The following is a 14,733-nucleotide window of genomic DNA, read 5'->3' as shown; positions in this document are numbered from 1 at the left end:
CGGGGCCCGCCGCCAGGTATTGCCATTGGGAGGACATTTGTTTGTGAAGAAATTACTTGGGCTGGTGTTTGGAATCATCATTGCCGCCGCGGCAGCCGCGGCGGCGCAGGGCACTACCGGCACGATCGCCGGCCGGCTCGTCGACACGCAGGGGCTGCCGATCCCCGGGGCGACGATCAGCGTGATCGGGACGCAGGGAACACGGACGACGGTGACGGACGGCGAAGGACGGTTCACCGTACCGTTCCTCGCTCCCGAGTCGTATGCCATTCGCGCGGAGCTGCCGGGGTTCGAAACCGTGTCGCGTTCGGCGATACAGGTCCGGCTGGGACAGACGGCCGACCTGCCGCTGACGATGCGGGTGGGCGGCGTCAACGAGAGCGTCGTGGTCAAGGCTGACTCGGGGCTGGTCGACACGACGTCGGCGGCCATCGGCTCGAACCTGGACAGCGATACCCTCGCCCGCCTGCCGGTCGGCCGGCGCTTCAGCGACACGCTGTATCTGACGCCGGGCGTCAGCACGGGTGGCGCGGTCGGCGTCGCCAACCCCTCGGTCGAGGGATCGAGCGGTCTCGAAAACCAGTACGTCATCGACGGCGTGAACATCACCAACGGCGGGTTCGGCGCGCTCGGCTCGTACTCGGTGGTGTTCGGGTCGCTCGGCAACGGCACGCCGTTCGATTTCATGCAGGAAGTGCAGGTCAGGACCGGCGGCTACGAAGCGGAGTTCGGTCAGGCCACGGGAGGCGTGATCAACGTCGTCACGAAGAGCGGCTCGAACCAGGTCAGGGGCAGCGCCTTCGGCTATGCGCGTCCGCAGCGGCTCGAATCGAAGTACGACACGGTGCAGACCATCGAAGGCACCGTCAACGTCATCGGCAACAGCCTCAGCGATGCCGGCGGCACGATTGGCGGGCCGCTGCTCCACGATCGGCTGTTCTACTTCGCCGCGATCGATCCGCAGTGGCAGACGACGACGTTTGTGGCGCCTGACGGGTTTCCCCTGCAGGCGCTCGGCGGCGTCGACCGCGATCGCCGTCTCACCAACTATGCCGCCAAGGGTACCTGGCAGGCCACCGCCGCGCACCACATCGATGCGTCCTTCTTCGGCGACCCTGCGATCGGCGACCGCGGTCCGCAGCGCAGCGGCGCGCTTCTCAGTCAGCAGACGACGGCCTACAGCTCCCTCGAGTACGGCGGCCACAACCAGACGGTTCGCTACAACGGCGTCGTCACGCCGCGCGTGCTCGTCGAAGCCTCCGTGGGCCGGGCGTTGAACCGCATCGTCGAGGCGCCGTCAGTGGACGAGTGGCGCATCCGCGACAACCGTGTGACGCCCAGGGTGATCACCGGCGGTCTCGGCTTCTTCGAGCAGGGCAACCGCAGTGACAGCTGGCAGTTCCAGGCCAAGGCCACGAACCTGGTCGGAGCGCACCAGATTCGCTACGGTGTGGATTACCAGCACGTGGACTTTTCGCAGCTCATTCAGAACACCGGGCCGACCTTCACCGCCCCGAACGGCCAGCAGACCGCCACCGGCGCGGTGATCGACATCTTTCCGGACACGAACTTCGACCAGATTTACCACGTGGCCAGCGCCAGCCTCACCTCCGCCAGACCGACGTCGCAGCACTACGCCGCGGTGTTCCTCGAGGACGAGTGGAAGATCGGAGGCGCGCTGACCGTCAAGCCCGGCGTGCGCTACGAGCAGGAAACGCTCGCCGGCACGCTGGTCGACGATTTCGCACTGAAGGGGAACTGGGCGCCGCGGATCGGCGTGGTCTGGGATCCGACACGCCGCGGCGTCGCCAAGGTGTTCGGGAACTTCGGCCGGTACTACGCGCGTGTGCCGAACGATCTGGCGGCGCGTGCGCTGTCGGGGGACGCCAGCATCACGGCGGACTACTTCGATGCGAACCTGACGCGCCCGGTGCCGGACGGGATCCTGACGACCAATCCGATTACCGGCAAGACGACGACCACGCACTTCGCCCTGCTCGGCGGGAACGCGGACGCGATCGACCCGCGCGCCAAATTGAGCTACTACAACGAATGGATCGCCGGCGCCGAATATACGCTCGTGCACGGCCTCAACGTCGGGGCGCGCTTCATCCATCGCGACATCGGCCGCGTGCTCGAGGACGTGCAGGCATACCCGATCGTTGCGGCGTCGGCCGGCCTGCCCGGCGCGGCCACGGCGGACTATCTGCTCACCAATCCGGGTCCGCAGACGCCGGTGATCCAGGACCTTCCTGGATTCACGGTCGCCTTCGAGGCGCCGGTGCACGACTACAACGCCGTCGAGGTCAGCGCGCAGAAGCGCTTCTCCGGGCGGTGGGCGCTGACGTCCTCATATCGCTGGTCGCGGCTGACGGGCAACTTCGAAGGATTCTTCCGCAACGACAACGGCCAGTCCGACCCGGGTATCACGTCGTTGTACGACTATCCGACCGACGATCCGAGCTACACGGCCGTCGGCGTCCCGGAGTTTGGCTACACCGGCGACATCCGCTTCCTCGGGAAAGCCGGCGAGGGGCCGCTGCCGCTCGACCGGACGCACGATGTGAAGCTGTTTGCCAGCTATGCCTTCCGCACGGGGTTGAACGTGTCCGCCGGCCTCGAAATCGAATCGGGCGCGCCGCTCACCGCCTTTGCCGCGCATCCGATCTACGGCGGCGGCGGCGAGATTCCGCTGACCGTGCGGGGAGCGGGATTCGAGACCTCCGAGGGATTCCGGACCCGCACGCCGTGGACGAAACCCGTGAGCGCCGGTGCGTCATACGATCTTCGCGTCGGCGCCCGGACGCTTCGGCTCAGCGCAGACGTGTTCAACGTGTTCAACGCGCAGACGGCGCTCGAGTACGCCTCGTTCTCGGAACTGGGCTTCAACACGCCGAACGCGGACTTCGGCCGCGCCGGGGTCTCGAACAACCTGGGCGGTCAGCAGTTCGCGACGCCGCGCCAGGTCCGGGTGGGCGTCCGGTTCGAGTTCTAGCGTCACACCTCACGCTGCAGCGCCAGACCGGAGCCGAATCGAGTGGTGACGGTTCCGGTCGCACGAAACCCGCACGCGAGGTAGAAGCCCTCGGCGTGCGGGTTTCCCACGACGTGAAGCAACCGCGCCGCGCGCTGCTTCGCGACCGTGGCACAGCGATCGATCAGGAGCCGGCCCACTCCGTGCTTCCAGACAGTCGGATCGACGAACAGCGCGTCGAGCTCGGCATCCCCATCGCGGCGCGGCAGGACTGCCGCGAACCCCAGAACCTCGCCGAGCCTTTCGGCGACGAAGACGTGCCCGTCGGCGATCTGCTCCGGCGGCAGCGCAATCGCATCCGGGTGCATGAGCAGCGCCGGGCGATCTCCGGGGTTCGCGAGCGAGGCTCGCCATTGCAGCGCCTCGAGCTGTGCTCGTTCGTCCGCTCGGGCCGGCCGAATGACCAGGTCGGCGATCATCAGAGCACTCCTGCGAAGGTCACGACAGTCCGCGCACCAGCGCGCCCAGGGCATCGGCGAGCAGCCGGGAAAGGCGGGCGTCGCCCGCGATGCTGACCGCATCCCACGATCGGCCATCGAGCGGCACGACGATCGACGCGTCTTCAACGACACGGGCGGACATCGTCGTGAGGGTCTCTTTGAGCGACGCATGCGCCAGCGTCGCGCGCGCGGAGGCGTTGACGAGCGCGACGGGCTTGTCGATCAATTCGCCGCTGCCGACCACCCAGTCGAGCGCGTTCTTCAGGACCCCGGAGACGCCGTGCGCGTATTCCGGGCTCGAGATGAGCACTGCGTCGCTCGACTCGAGCGCGGCGCGAAACCGACGCACCGATCGAACGGGACGCCCCTCGAGATCGGGATTGAAGGGCGGGATGTCGCCGAGGCCGGAGTAGACGGACACGGCGACACGCGGCGGTGCGAGTCGAGCAGCGGCGTCGACCAGCGCCGCGTTCGACGAGCCACTGCGAAGACTTCCCGAAACGGCCAGCACGCGCACGCCGGCAGGGCTGAGGGCAGCGTGCAGGTGTCTCCACTCGCTCCAGCTGACGACGCCGAGATCCGGCCGCGGGCTGTCGTCCAGCATGGCGATGAACTCCAGCAGATGACCGTCAGGGTCCCGGAAATACAGCGATGCCGCCGGCATCCACCCGATGACGACTGGCTCCGTCGTGGCGCGGCCGTCGAAGTCGAGCGCCGTCAGACCGGATCGGTGCAGCACGTCCGCTGCCTCGAGCACCGCCGCCAGGTCCGTGGCAAACGCGACGTGCCCGGTGACGCGCTCCGGCCCCGAGCCCGCTGCCCACAACCCGAGCATGCCGCTGCCGGGCGCGCCGATCCAGAAGAATGCGGCGCGGTCGCCGGCAGCGCGATGCGCCAGTTCGAGACCGAGACGATCCCGGTAGAAGGAAATCGATTCGTCGAGCCGTCGAACCGTGAGATGGGCTTCGAAGAGCCGGTCGACGACACCCGCCATGGGTCTTCTCCTCCTGGTTGCGCCGGATCGCTAGCGCGGGAGCTTCCGAATCCGATCGAGCGCGAGTGGCCCTGATCCACCCAGCACGAGCGCGGCGAGGGCGGCGAGATACAGCAGGTCCGTCTCGTAACCTGGCGGCCCGAACTGCGCGCCTGCGGCCGTGATGGCCCGGAGCTTGATCGAACTGAATCCGTACGGCAGGTGAACGGTGATCGCCGCCACGAGCAGGATCGCCGAGAGCGGAATGCTGAAGAGCGGAATCCACGCGCCGGCGAGAACCGCGAGCCCGCCGGCGACTTCACCGGCGATCGTCAGCCAGGCCATGGCGTGCGGGGCGGGCACCCCGAGGACCTGCAGCATGTCGCCGAAGTGCGCCGGCCCGTTCATGATCTTGGCCATGCCGTGCGCGACGAAGCCGTAGCCGACGATCAGCCTGAGGGGCACGGGCGCCCAGCGCCGGGCCGCCGAAAGTGTCTGAAGTGATAGCACGAACCCTCCACTTCATTAAGGTTCGCCGCCGCCGGAAATATTCCGCGAGCGGGAATAGCCGCGGTCCTTGCGGCAATAGAAAGTCGAGACGGTGGAATATTTCTGGGGGCTCAGTGTTTTCTCTGTCAGCCGCGAACAACGTCGACTGCGGTGGGGGCCAGTACTTCCTCAATCTGTCACAGCCGATGCCGAAAGAGTCAGGCGTTCGCGACGAGCCACGCGGCTGGAGCAGCTTCGAGGAAGAAGCGCTGCCGCACGCGGCTCGGTTGTTCCGTCACGCGATGTGGCTCGAGCGCAACCGGGCCGACGCGGAGGATGCCGTCCAGGAGACGATGGTCCAGGCGATGCGGTCATTTCACCGCTTCCAGCCCGGAACGAACTGCCGCGCGTGGCTCATCACGATCCTTCAGCGCATTATCAGCAACCGGCGGCGGGCGCGCGGACGGTCGATCCTGGTGAGCGATCCCGACGACCGGATCGCACAGTCGACGCCGTTCGTCCCGCCCGCCGCGCAGGAGCTGACGGACGAGCTGGTGTTGAGCAGCCTGCGCCAGCTGCCGGTGATGTTCCAGAACGTCATCCTGCTGTGTGACGTCGAAGACCTGTCGCACAAGGAAGCCGCCGAGGCGTTGGACATTCCCGTGGGGACCGTGATGTCCCGGCTGCATCGAGGCCGAGCGCGCCTCAGAGCGGCGCTCGCTGCCGTGGACGTCGTCTCGCTCGAGAACGTGGAGGCGTCATGACCTGCCGTGACCTCCGCCACCTCGCCGACGTCTTTCTGTCGGCGGAGACGGCGCCGGAAACGAATCACGACATCCTGCGGCACGTCGACATGTGTGCATCGTGCCGCGCCGATCTCGACGGACGGCGGCGCGTCCGAACGGCGCTTCGCCGCGCGTTCACCACCGCCCCGGCCCTGGCGCCGCCACTGGAGTTCACCGCGGATCTGCGCAGGCACCTCCTCGAAGACGCCAGGCGCGATCAACCGTGGCCGATGTCGCGGCGCTCGTGGCTGGGGCTCGCGGCCGGGCTGGTGCTGACCGCTGGACTGACCGGCCGTTTGATGACCGATTCCGCGGACAGTTCCGTGGACGCGCTGGTGCGCGATGCACTCGGCGACCATCGGAACTGCGCGCTCCAGCACCGGCTGACGAGAATGCCCGTCCCGCTGCCGGAGGCCGCCGCCGAGTTCGACGAAGCGTACCGGCTGCTGATGACCGCGCCACCCGACGAGGTGTCCGCACCCGGCGGCCGGATCCGCGTCCGCGGGCGGCACGCCTGCGCCTACGATGGCCGACGCTTCGGACACGTGATCATGCAGTACCGCGATCACACCGTCTCACTGCTCATGACCGCCCGCAGCAGCCGCGCCGGTGCAGGTGTTCGCGAGGACGCGATCCCGCATCTGGTAGGAGGCCCGGCGAGTGGATTGTCGGTCGTATCCGTCGACGCGTCGGGGCGTTCGATCCTGCTGGTCGGAGATCTGGAGGGCGCGGAGCTGACCAACCTGTCTCGGATCGTGGTGACGCCGCTGGCGCAGCGTCTGATGGGAGCGGTGCTGCCGTCGGCGGTCACGAGGATCGCAGCGCGCTGACGAACGCGTCCAGCTCGGCTTCGTTCAGATCCGAGACGGCGGAGAACCACATTCCGCCCGCCGTCCAGCGACGGACGTGAAAGCCGCGCACCGATCGTGCCGCAACGCCGGCAGTGGCGGTCCCGGACGGAGCGACAAACACATTGATCACGTGCTGGCGCCGCTGATACACGAGCGCCGCCACCAGCTGCCCCGCCACGTAGTCGACGCGGCCGCCGACCAGCGGATAGCCCTGCCCCGCCAGGTCCGTGACGGGCGGCGAAAAGTCCAGCTTGCCGATGAACCACGGTTTCACCGTGTGCTGGTCGGTCGAGCGGACGTCGAGCAGGTGATCGGCCATCAGCGATCGCACGTGCCCGTCGACGAGCGCCTGCGCCGCGTCACTCGCCGGTGCCGGCCGCAACGGCAGGAACGTGACGGTGCGGGCGGCAGCCAGCACGACAACGGCCGCCGCCGCAATCAGGCCGAGCCTGCGCAGCGACCGCATGCGCGACGCACGCAATGCAATCGTCGCGCGCACACCCGGGGGCGTCTCGAAATAGGGAATCGCCTGGAGCGCGCGTTTCAGCGCCTGCCGCTGGCGGAGGCGCGCCGCGCATGACGCGCATCCGTCCAGGTGCGTGCGCGCCGCGGCGTCCGCCTCCGCCGGAAGCTCGCCGTCGACGTAGGCGTCCAGATCGCGGTCCAGACAGGCGCAGGTCACAGCATCACCTCCGGAGCGGATTGCACACTGAGTGTCTCGAGCAAGCGCTCCCGTCCGCGGGAGATCCTCGACATCACGGTCCCGATCGGAACGCGCAGCGCCTCGGCGATCTCCTTGTACGAGAGCCCTTCGATGTCGCGCAGGACGACCGCCTCGCGGAACTCTGCCGGCAGCGCCTCGAGGGCGCGGCGCACCCGCGCGACGGTGTCCTGCTGCGCCAGCTGCTGCTCGGGATCGAGCGCGTCATCGGGACGGTCGTCGCGCGACTGCATGTCCATCGGATGCTCGACGGCCATCCCAGGGCGCGACTGCCGGCTGTACCAGGTGTTGCGGACGATGGCGAACAGCCACGGCCGCGGATTGCCGTCCCGCAGCGACGCCAGAAAACGCATCGCCCTCATGCACGCCTCCTGGACAAGGTCCTCGGCGTCCACGTCGTTTCTGGTGAGCCAGCGCGCGTAGTTGAACGCCGCGTCCAGATGCGGCATCACGGCGTCTTCGAACCTGCGCCCCGCCATCACCTCGTAATACCCGGGCGCCGCCGGGTCTATTCCCGGGCATCGCGAGGAATAGAACCTTCGTCGGATCGGTATCACGACGCAGATGGCATTCGCCGGCCGGCATCACCCGCCATTCATTCGCTGACGACATCCATTTCCAGGAGCAGCATCACGATGGGCTCACATCAGGAAGAAAATCCCGGACGCCGCCACTTTCTCAAGTGCATGGCGTGGGTCGGCACCGGCGCGATCTGGACGGTCGCCGGCGGCATTCTGCGCGCCTCGCCGCTGGAGCAGGCAATGGCGCAGGGTGCCATGGCGTCATCCGGCGGCGGTCTGCGCTTCGTCCAGATCAGCGACAGCCACATTGGATTCGACAAGCCCGCCAACACCGACGTTGCGGCCACGCTTCGCTCCGCGGTGGCCAAGATCAAGGCCGGCCCGGAGCCCGCGTTCATTCTGCACACGGGCGATCTGACGCATCTGTCGAGGGAATCCGAGTTCGACGCCCTGCAGCAGATCCTGGGCGAATCATCGCTGCCGGTGCGCTACGTGCCCGGCGAGCACGACGTGCTCGAAGACGACGGCGCGATGTACCTGCAGCGGTTCGGCAAAGGCACGCAGGGCGCGGGCTGGCACAGCTTCGACCACGGCGGCGTGCATTTCGTCGGGCTCGTCAACGTCCTCAACCTGAAGGCCGGCGGCCTGGGAGCGCTCGGCCGCGATCAGCTCGACTGGCTGGAGAAAGACGTGAAGCGGCTCACGAGCAGCACGCCGGTGGTCGTCTTTGCGCACATCCCGCTCTGGTCGGTATATCCCGAGTGGGGGTGGGGCACGGACGACAGCGAGCAGGCCCTGTCCTATTTGAAGCGCTTCGGATCGGTCTCGGTGCTCAACGGCCACATCCACCAGGTCATGCAGAAAGTGGAAGGCAACGTCACCTTCCACACGGCCATGTCGACCGCGTTTCCGCAGCCGGCACCCGGCACGGCGCCGTCCCCCGGACCGATGAAGGTAGCGGACGATCGCCTGCGCAAGGTGCTGGGGCTGGCACGCATGGCGTTTCACGACGTCAATCACCCGATCGCGATTACCGATCTGCCGCTCGAGGCGGAGCCGTCCTCGGGCATCCGCGAGGTCGGTATCGACAATTTCAGCTTCTCTCCCGCGTCGCTTTCCATCCCGCCGGGCACGACCGTCCGCTGGACCAATCGCGACGACATCCCGCACACCGTCGCCGCCGACGATCGGTCGTTCAAGAGCGCGGTACTCGACACCGATGGCCAGTTTGCCCGCCAGTTCACGCAAGCCGGAACGTTCAAGTACTTCTGCTCGCTTCACCCCCGCATGACGGGAACGGTGGTGGTCGCATGAAACCTGTGTCGCGTGAGCGTGTCGGTCTGCGGCCGTGACTGGCGGGCGCATCGGGAATGCGGCCGGCCTCGGCGGGTATATCCACTGAGAGCATTCACTGTCATCACAGGAGCTGAGATGAAGAACATCGTATACGGCGGGTGCCTCGCGCTCGCCATCACCGCCGCGGCCGGTGCGCAGGACAAGGGTCCGGCGCGCGCCGATCACGGCAGCCACATGCCGGCCGGGCAGACCTACTCCGGCTGTCTCGACCGAACCGAGAACGGGACGTTCGTGCTCACGCAGGTCGCCGCGCCAAAGGAAAAGGGCGCGAAGACGGGTCGGACGATGAAGGACGACGGGATGATGAACGACGGCATGAAGAAGGACGGGATGAAGAAGGACGGGATGAGGAAGGACGCGATGAGGAAGACGGCGGCCGCCCCGGACACGGTGCACGTCTCGTCCACATCCGTCGACCTGGCGTCGCACGTTGGCCAGAAGGTGTCGGTGGCCGGGACGCGCGGCGAGATGGAAGGCATGGTGGAACTGGCGGTAACGTCGCTGAAAACCGTGGCGAAGTCGTGCGGTTGAGGGCCGTTCCGACCGCAGCCTCATCCGGAGGCCGGTGATGATCGCCGTTGGACTGTTCGTCCTGCTCGAGGCGAAGCCCGGGAAGGAACGAGAGCTTGCCGCGCTGCTTCGCGCCGGTCTGCCGCTGGCGCAGGCGGAGCCGGCGACGCTGGTGTGGGTCGGCTTTCAGTTGGGCCCGACCACGTTCGGCATCTTCGATGCGTTCGCCGACGACACAGGCCGGCGCGCGCACCTGTCCGGTCCGATCGCCGCAGCGCTGGCGCAGCAGGCTGGCGACCTGCTCGCGCGTCCGCCGGCGATCGAGCGGCTGGACGTACTCGGGGCGAAGCTGCCGTCGCCCGGCGTCTGACGAAGGCAGGTCGGATCACGCGGATCCCGTCGCGAGTCGCGGCGATCCGCGTGATCAGCGGCACTTCGGCATGCGGAGGGCTCCGATCTTCGTCGAGTAGGTCTGCGCATCCTTCTTCAGGTAGTCGCCCACGTACCAGACCGTGCAGTCGTCCGACGGGTCGATCGCCGTGGTCGTGTAGTCCTCCCAGCGCAGCGTGCCGGTCTGCGACGCCTGCCCCTCGACCAGTACCGTCTCGCGCAGGCCGAGCGTGCCCGGCGGATCCGACGGCACGCGGGCGGCGAACCGCTGGCCGGCAAAGTGCGGCGTGCCGCCGAACGAGTAGCCGATGCCGATGTTGCCGAACTTGTCGATCGCCGGGCTCGCCATCCAGCGGAAGAACCGATCCGGCGCGTAGGTGCCCTGCTGGTGCAGCGTCACCTCGCGTCCCTTGCCGATCAGGAACTCGTACCAGCGCACGCCGCCGCCGCCCGCGGCGGTGTCCACCGAGTGCACGCCGACGATCGATTCACGGCTGCCGACGCGCCGGTAGACCAGCCGCGACATGATCTTGTCGCCCTGCGCGTCCAGCCCGCGATCCGTCCCCGGCTGCGGCACGCAATTCGTGAGCTGCCCGCCGCAGAGATATCGGTACGGCGCGACCGCAATCTTCTTCGGTCCGACCAGCTTCGTGTTGGCCGGCGTCGTCCAGTCGACGTGGAACTGCCACCAGTCGATCGTGTCCGCTTCGAGGATCCTGTCGAGTTGTGTGCCGCCGGCGGCCATCATCACGTTCGGCGCGCCGCGCGGCGGCAGCGCCTTCCCGTCGATGTCCGCGTTGTTGAGGAAATTCACGTTGTGCGCGATGACGCACTGTTCGGCGGCGGGACGCCCCTTCAGCATCTTCTCGCGATCGGCGACGCAGGCGTGCTTCTCCGTCGCGATCGTCTCGGAAATGCGATCGTCGCCGGTGCTGGTCGGGTTGTAGTAGCCGTCGATCCAGATCGCCGGCCGAGGATAGTCGGGAAACAGCGGCCGCTCGAAGGCGTAGCGGTGATACGCGCCGAGCGGGTCCGGTCCGGTGCTCAACGCGTAACACATGGCGTAGGTGCTCGACGGCGGCGGCGGCGCGGGCGTGCCGGCGGCTTGACCGCCGCGGCCTCGCCCCTGCGCCGGCGGCGGCGGAGCGGGCGGATTCGCCGGCAGCGCGGCAGCCGGGCCCGGCGTCGACGCTTGTCCCGGGCGTGCGAGCTGCCCCGGACGCGCAGGCTCGCCGACCGGCGGACGATCGCCGACCTCGCTGAGCGGAATGCGGGAGAAGATCGGCATCGTGATCAGCCAACGATCCGCCAGCTGATCGTAGCGAACGACGGCGTCGCCGTTGTTCCGTGCTTCGCACGGTCCGCCCAGCCCGGCAAAGACGGTGTTGGTCGGCACTGCGCCGTACAGCACGCGGCCCGTCACGTCGTATCGCTTCCCCTTCTTGGTGAAGATCGCGAGGCGGGAATTCACCGTCTGCACGATGTGGTCGGGCCCCACCGCCAGACCGTTGTCGGAGGGATTGCGTCCTTCGGCCTTGCCGTGCGGGCCGTCGAAGCCGATGCCCAACCCGTCGAAACTCTCGACCAGCGCCGCCGCCGGCCGGCTGCCCGGCGCGGTCTGCTCCACGCCGGGCGGCGGCGCGAATGCCGCCGCGATCCCGATCGCCACCATCGCGCCTGCACGCATCATCGGTCCGTCCCCTTCTTGCTGTACCAGAACTCGAGCTGCTCCCGCCGTTTCAGCGCGCCAGGGCGCAGCATCCGGACGGCGAGCCACAGCGCGTGGCTCGGCGAATATGCGTGCGCCTTGCGTCCGGATGTCACGACGTGCTCGCGCAGAATCACGAAGCGGCCGATGCGCTTCAGCGCGCGGCTGAGATGAATCTCCTCGCTGGCGAAGTAGCGCTCGTCGAAGCCACCCACCCGCTCGAACGCGTCACGGCGCGCGAACAGGAAACAGCCCGCCGCCCATCCCATCGTCCGCATGAACCATACCGTGACACCGATCGTGCGCCGCGCCCACGCGGGTGTGCCGGCATCGAACCGCGGAGACGCGCCGCCCCCGACCGCGCCCGCCGCCAACTGCGCCAGCGCGGCGCCGAGCGTCACGGCCGGCACGACGGTATCCGCGTCGACGAAGACGAGCCGATCGCCGCGCGCGCCGCGCGCTCCGGCATTGCGGGCGCCGGCGATCTGGCGCACGTCCGCGGCGATGATGCGCGCCCCCTGCGCCGACGCGATCGCCGCGGTGCGGTCGGTGGACGCATCGTCCACGACCACGATCTCGAATGGCACGCCGCACTCCCGTGCGGCGCGGTCGGCGGCGCGCACCGTCTGCCGGATCAAGGCTTCTTCGTTGTGTGCCGGGATGATGATCGAGACCAATCGCGGTTCATTCCAGCGACGCAGCCAGCGTGTCGCACAGCAGCTCGCCGTCGGCGGCATCGAACGGCATCGGCGGACGGATCTTGAGCACGTTCGAGAACGCCCCTTCCGTACCGATCAACACCCCGCGATCGCGCATGCGGTTGACGATCGCCGCCGCCTCCTCGGCTGCCGGCGCGAGAGTGTCGCGGTCCTTCACCAGCTCGATCCCGAGGAACAGTCCGGAGCCGCGGATGTCCCCGACCAGAGGATGACCGCCGACACGCGTGCGGAGGCGCTGCAACAATCCGCCGCCCACTTCCAGCGCGTGCTCCTGCAGGCGCTCCGCCTCGACCACGTCGAGCACCTCGAGGCCTACCGCGCACGCGACGGTGCTGCCGCCAAACGTGCTGAAGAATTCCATGCCGTTGTCGAACGAGGCGGCGATCTCCGGCGTGGTGACCACCGCGCCGAGAGGATACCCGTTGCCAATCGGCTTTCCCAGCACGACGATGTCGGGGACGACGTGCTGCGCCTCGAAGGCGTAGAAATGCGTGCCCAGGCGTCCGTACGCGGTCTGCACCTCGTCGGCGATGCAGACGCCCCCGGCGCCGCGGACGATGGCGTACACCGAGGCCAGGTACCGATCCGGCAGGACGATCTGGCCGGCCACGCTCGGCGCGCTCTCGGCGACGAACGCTCCCGGGTTGGCGACGTAACGGGCGAACTCCGCGTATTTCTCGCCGGCCCGCGGATCGTCGCGGCGGAACTTGCCGCGGTAGGTGTCCGGCAGCGGCAGCACGTGCACCCATGGCGGCGCGCCGTCGCCGCCGGGGCCGTTGAACTTGTAGGGGCTGATGTCGACGAGCGTCGTGGTGTTGCCGTGGTACGCGCCGTCGAGCACGACGACGTCGCGGCGCCGGGTGTGGGCGCGCGCCAGCCGCAGCGCCAGCTCGTTGGCCTCGCTGCCGGAGTTCACGAAGTAGCAGATCCGCAGCGGGGGCGGCAGCGTCGCGGTCAGCCGCTCGGCGAACATCGCCAGCTTGTCGTGCAGATACCGGGTGTTGGTATTGAGCACGAGCATCTGCTCGGCGGCGGCGCGCACGATCCGCGGGTGCGAGTGGCCGGCATGCGGAACGTTGTTGTAGGCGTCGAGATACCGGCGACCGGTGTGGTCGTACAGGTACTGCATCCAGCCGCGGACGATCTTCAGCGGACGCGCGTACGACAGCGAGAGGTTGGGGCCGATCACCCGCCGCCGCGCCGCGAGCGTCTCCTCCGGCGTGCGCCCGCGCGCCGCACGGAACGCCGATTCGACCGCCGCCGGATCGAGCGCGGCCAGCCGCGGCAGCGTCGCGGCGATCGGTCCCTGGCTCACGCCGAGATAGGCGTCCTCGGGGCGCTGTTGCTGCTGCTCCGCCGCAATGCAGACGCTCATGCACAGGCGCAGCAGAATCAGCCCGAACAGCGTCGCCACGTCGTCGTCGTCGAGCGGACGCAGCTGCTGGTAGCCGCGCACCACGTGGACCGCGGCGGCGAGCGGATCGGGCTTTCCCAGCACCGCGTACGCGGCGGCGACCGCGAGGTCGGCGGTCGCGTAGGAATGGACGATGTCGCCGAAGTCGAGGATGCCGGCGACGCGCACGTCCACGAGCACGTTGTGGTCGTTCGGATCGTTGTGCACCACCGCCCGCCGCAGCGTGTCGAGCCGCGGGCCGTCGCGAAAATCGACCTGCTGCGCCACCCGGCCGACCAGCCCGCGCAGCTCCGGGTCGGCGATGCGGGGCGACAGCTCGTGGACGAGGGCCAGTCCGCGGGCGAGATCCCAGTGGAACTCGCGATGCACGGCCGGATGATCGAAGTGCTCGAGCGCCGCGTCGAGCTCGGCAACGGCGGCGCCGAGCGACTCGAGCAACGCCGGCGGGTGGTCCGGCAGCGAGGCCAGCGGCACGCCCGGCAGCCAGGTGAGCAGGCGGACCAGGTGGGTCGTCCAGGCGTCCGTCGTCAGCACGCCGATCTGATCGCCGTCCACGGTCGGAATCACGCGCGGACACAGCGTCGTCGATCGGGCGACGTGCGCGAGCGCGGCATTCTGCGCCTCGATCAGGGCGCGATCGTCGGTGCTGTTGGCGATCTTCAGCACGAAATGATCGCCCGCGGGCGTGCGCAGCACGAAGTTCTGATCGCGTTCGCTGGGCAGCGGAGACGCCGCGGCGTCGACGCCGAACATCCGCTGCGCGAGCGCGGCGGCCTCATCGGCCGTCAGTGCGGGCGCATGCCGGAGAACGTCCATCGCCCA

At 68.5% G+C, this 14,733-nt stretch carries 14 protein-coding genes; 6 read left to right on the top strand and 8 right to left on the bottom strand.

Annotated features, from left to right (window positions below; genetic code table 11):
- Nucleotides 1–43 precede the first annotated feature (43 nt).
- Complete coding sequence (locus VFK57_20455) at nt 44–2,995, top strand: TonB-dependent receptor (protein HET7698098.1); 2,952 nt, start codon at nt 44–46, stop codon at nt 2,993–2,995.
- 2 nt (nt 2,996–2,997) lie between these two features.
- Here VFK57_20455 and VFK57_20450 read toward each other — a convergent pair whose 3' ends face one another.
- From VFK57_20450 to VFK57_20440, 3 genes are read right to left on the bottom strand one after another with little or no spacing between them, the layout of a single operon-like run.
- Complete coding sequence (locus VFK57_20450) at nt 2,998–3,453, bottom strand: GNAT family N-acetyltransferase (protein HET7698097.1); 456 nt, start codon at nt 3,451–3,453, stop codon at nt 2,998–3,000.
- A 19-nt stretch (nt 3,454–3,472) separates the two neighbouring features.
- A complete protein-coding gene (locus VFK57_20445; protein HET7698096.1) occupies nt 3,473–4,468 on the bottom strand; it encodes an NAD(P)H-dependent oxidoreductase in 996 nt (331 codons plus the stop codon).
- Nucleotides 4,469–4,498: 30 nt separating this feature from the next.
- The gene (locus tag VFK57_20440; GenBank protein HET7698095.1) at nt 4,499–4,912 is read right to left on the bottom strand and encodes a DoxX family protein; all 414 of its coding nucleotides are present in this window, start codon (nt 4,910–4,912) and stop codon (nt 4,499–4,501) included.
- 158 nt (nt 4,913–5,070) lie between these two features.
- On the opposite strand from VFK57_20440, the gene VFK57_20435 reads away from it, so the two are divergent.
- Both VFK57_20435 and VFK57_20430 read left to right on the top strand, forming a co-directional pair.
- Complete coding sequence (locus VFK57_20435; protein ID HET7698094.1) at nt 5,071–5,700, top strand: sigma-70 family RNA polymerase sigma factor; 630 nt, start codon at nt 5,071–5,073, stop codon at nt 5,698–5,700.
- Nucleotides 5,697–6,551 (top strand): hypothetical protein, encoded by an 855-nt coding sequence (locus VFK57_20430; protein ID HET7698093.1) that lies wholly within the window; start codon nt 5,697–5,699, stop codon nt 6,549–6,551. The genes VFK57_20435 and VFK57_20430 overlap by 4 nt, the downstream gene beginning before the upstream one ends.
- Here VFK57_20430 and VFK57_20425 read toward each other — a convergent pair.
- Together VFK57_20425 and VFK57_20420 are read right to left on the bottom strand one after the other, a co-directional pair.
- Nucleotides 6,529–7,254, bottom strand: a complete 726-nt coding sequence (locus VFK57_20425; protein ID HET7698092.1) for an anti-sigma factor — start codon at nt 7,252–7,254, stop codon at nt 6,529–6,531. The genes VFK57_20430 and VFK57_20425 overlap by 23 nt on opposite strands.
- Nucleotides 7,251–7,772 (bottom strand): sigma-70 family RNA polymerase sigma factor, encoded by a 522-nt coding sequence (locus tag VFK57_20420; GenBank protein ID HET7698091.1) that lies wholly within the window; start codon nt 7,770–7,772, stop codon nt 7,251–7,253. The genes VFK57_20425 and VFK57_20420 overlap by 4 nt, the downstream gene beginning before the upstream one ends.
- 156 nt (nt 7,773–7,928) lie before the next feature.
- Between VFK57_20420 and VFK57_20415 the strand changes: the two genes are divergently transcribed.
- From VFK57_20415 to VFK57_20405, 3 genes are all read left to right on the top strand, one after another.
- On the top strand, nt 7,929–9,128 hold the full coding sequence (locus VFK57_20415) for a metallophosphoesterase (GenBank protein HET7698090.1): 1,200 nt from the start codon (nt 7,929–7,931) through the stop codon (nt 9,126–9,128).
- A gap of 117 nt (nt 9,129–9,245) precedes the next feature.
- Nucleotides 9,246–9,701, top strand: a complete 456-nt coding sequence (locus tag VFK57_20410; protein HET7698089.1) for a hypothetical protein — start codon at nt 9,246–9,248, stop codon at nt 9,699–9,701.
- A 37-nt stretch (nt 9,702–9,738) separates the two neighbouring features.
- Nucleotides 9,739–10,050, top strand: a complete 312-nt coding sequence (locus tag VFK57_20405) for an antibiotic biosynthesis monooxygenase (GenBank protein ID HET7698088.1) — start codon at nt 9,739–9,741, stop codon at nt 10,048–10,050.
- Nucleotides 10,051–10,104: 54 nt separating this feature from the next.
- On the opposite strand, the gene VFK57_20400 is transcribed toward VFK57_20405, so the two are convergent.
- From VFK57_20400 to VFK57_20390, 3 genes are read right to left on the bottom strand one after another with little or no spacing between them, the layout of a single operon-like run.
- Nucleotides 10,105–11,760: a hypothetical protein gene (locus VFK57_20400; protein HET7698087.1), complete on the bottom strand. Its 1,656-nt coding sequence runs from the start codon at nt 11,758–11,760 to the stop codon at nt 10,105–10,107.
- Entirely contained in the window at nt 11,757–12,455 is a 699-nt protein-coding gene (locus tag VFK57_20395) for a glycosyltransferase (GenBank protein ID HET7698086.1), read from the bottom strand. The genes VFK57_20400 and VFK57_20395 overlap by 4 nt, the downstream gene beginning before the upstream one ends.
- 7 nt (nt 12,456–12,462) lie before the next feature.
- Nucleotides 12,463–14,727 carry an aminotransferase class III-fold pyridoxal phosphate-dependent enzyme gene (locus VFK57_20390; protein ID HET7698085.1) on the bottom strand — a complete coding sequence of 755 codons (2,265 nt, stop codon included), beginning with the start codon at nt 14,725–14,727 and terminating at the stop codon, nt 12,463–12,465.
- Between the last annotated feature and the right edge of the window lie 6 nt (nt 14,728–14,733).

It is taken from the genome of Vicinamibacterales bacterium (assembly GCA_035699745.1).
In the GTDB taxonomy this organism is placed as follows: Bacteria; Acidobacteriota; Vicinamibacteria; order Vicinamibacterales; family 2-12-FULL-66-21; genus JAICSD01.
Note: the sequence above shows the minus strand (reverse complement) of the source record. Positions and strands in the feature narration are given on the sequence as shown.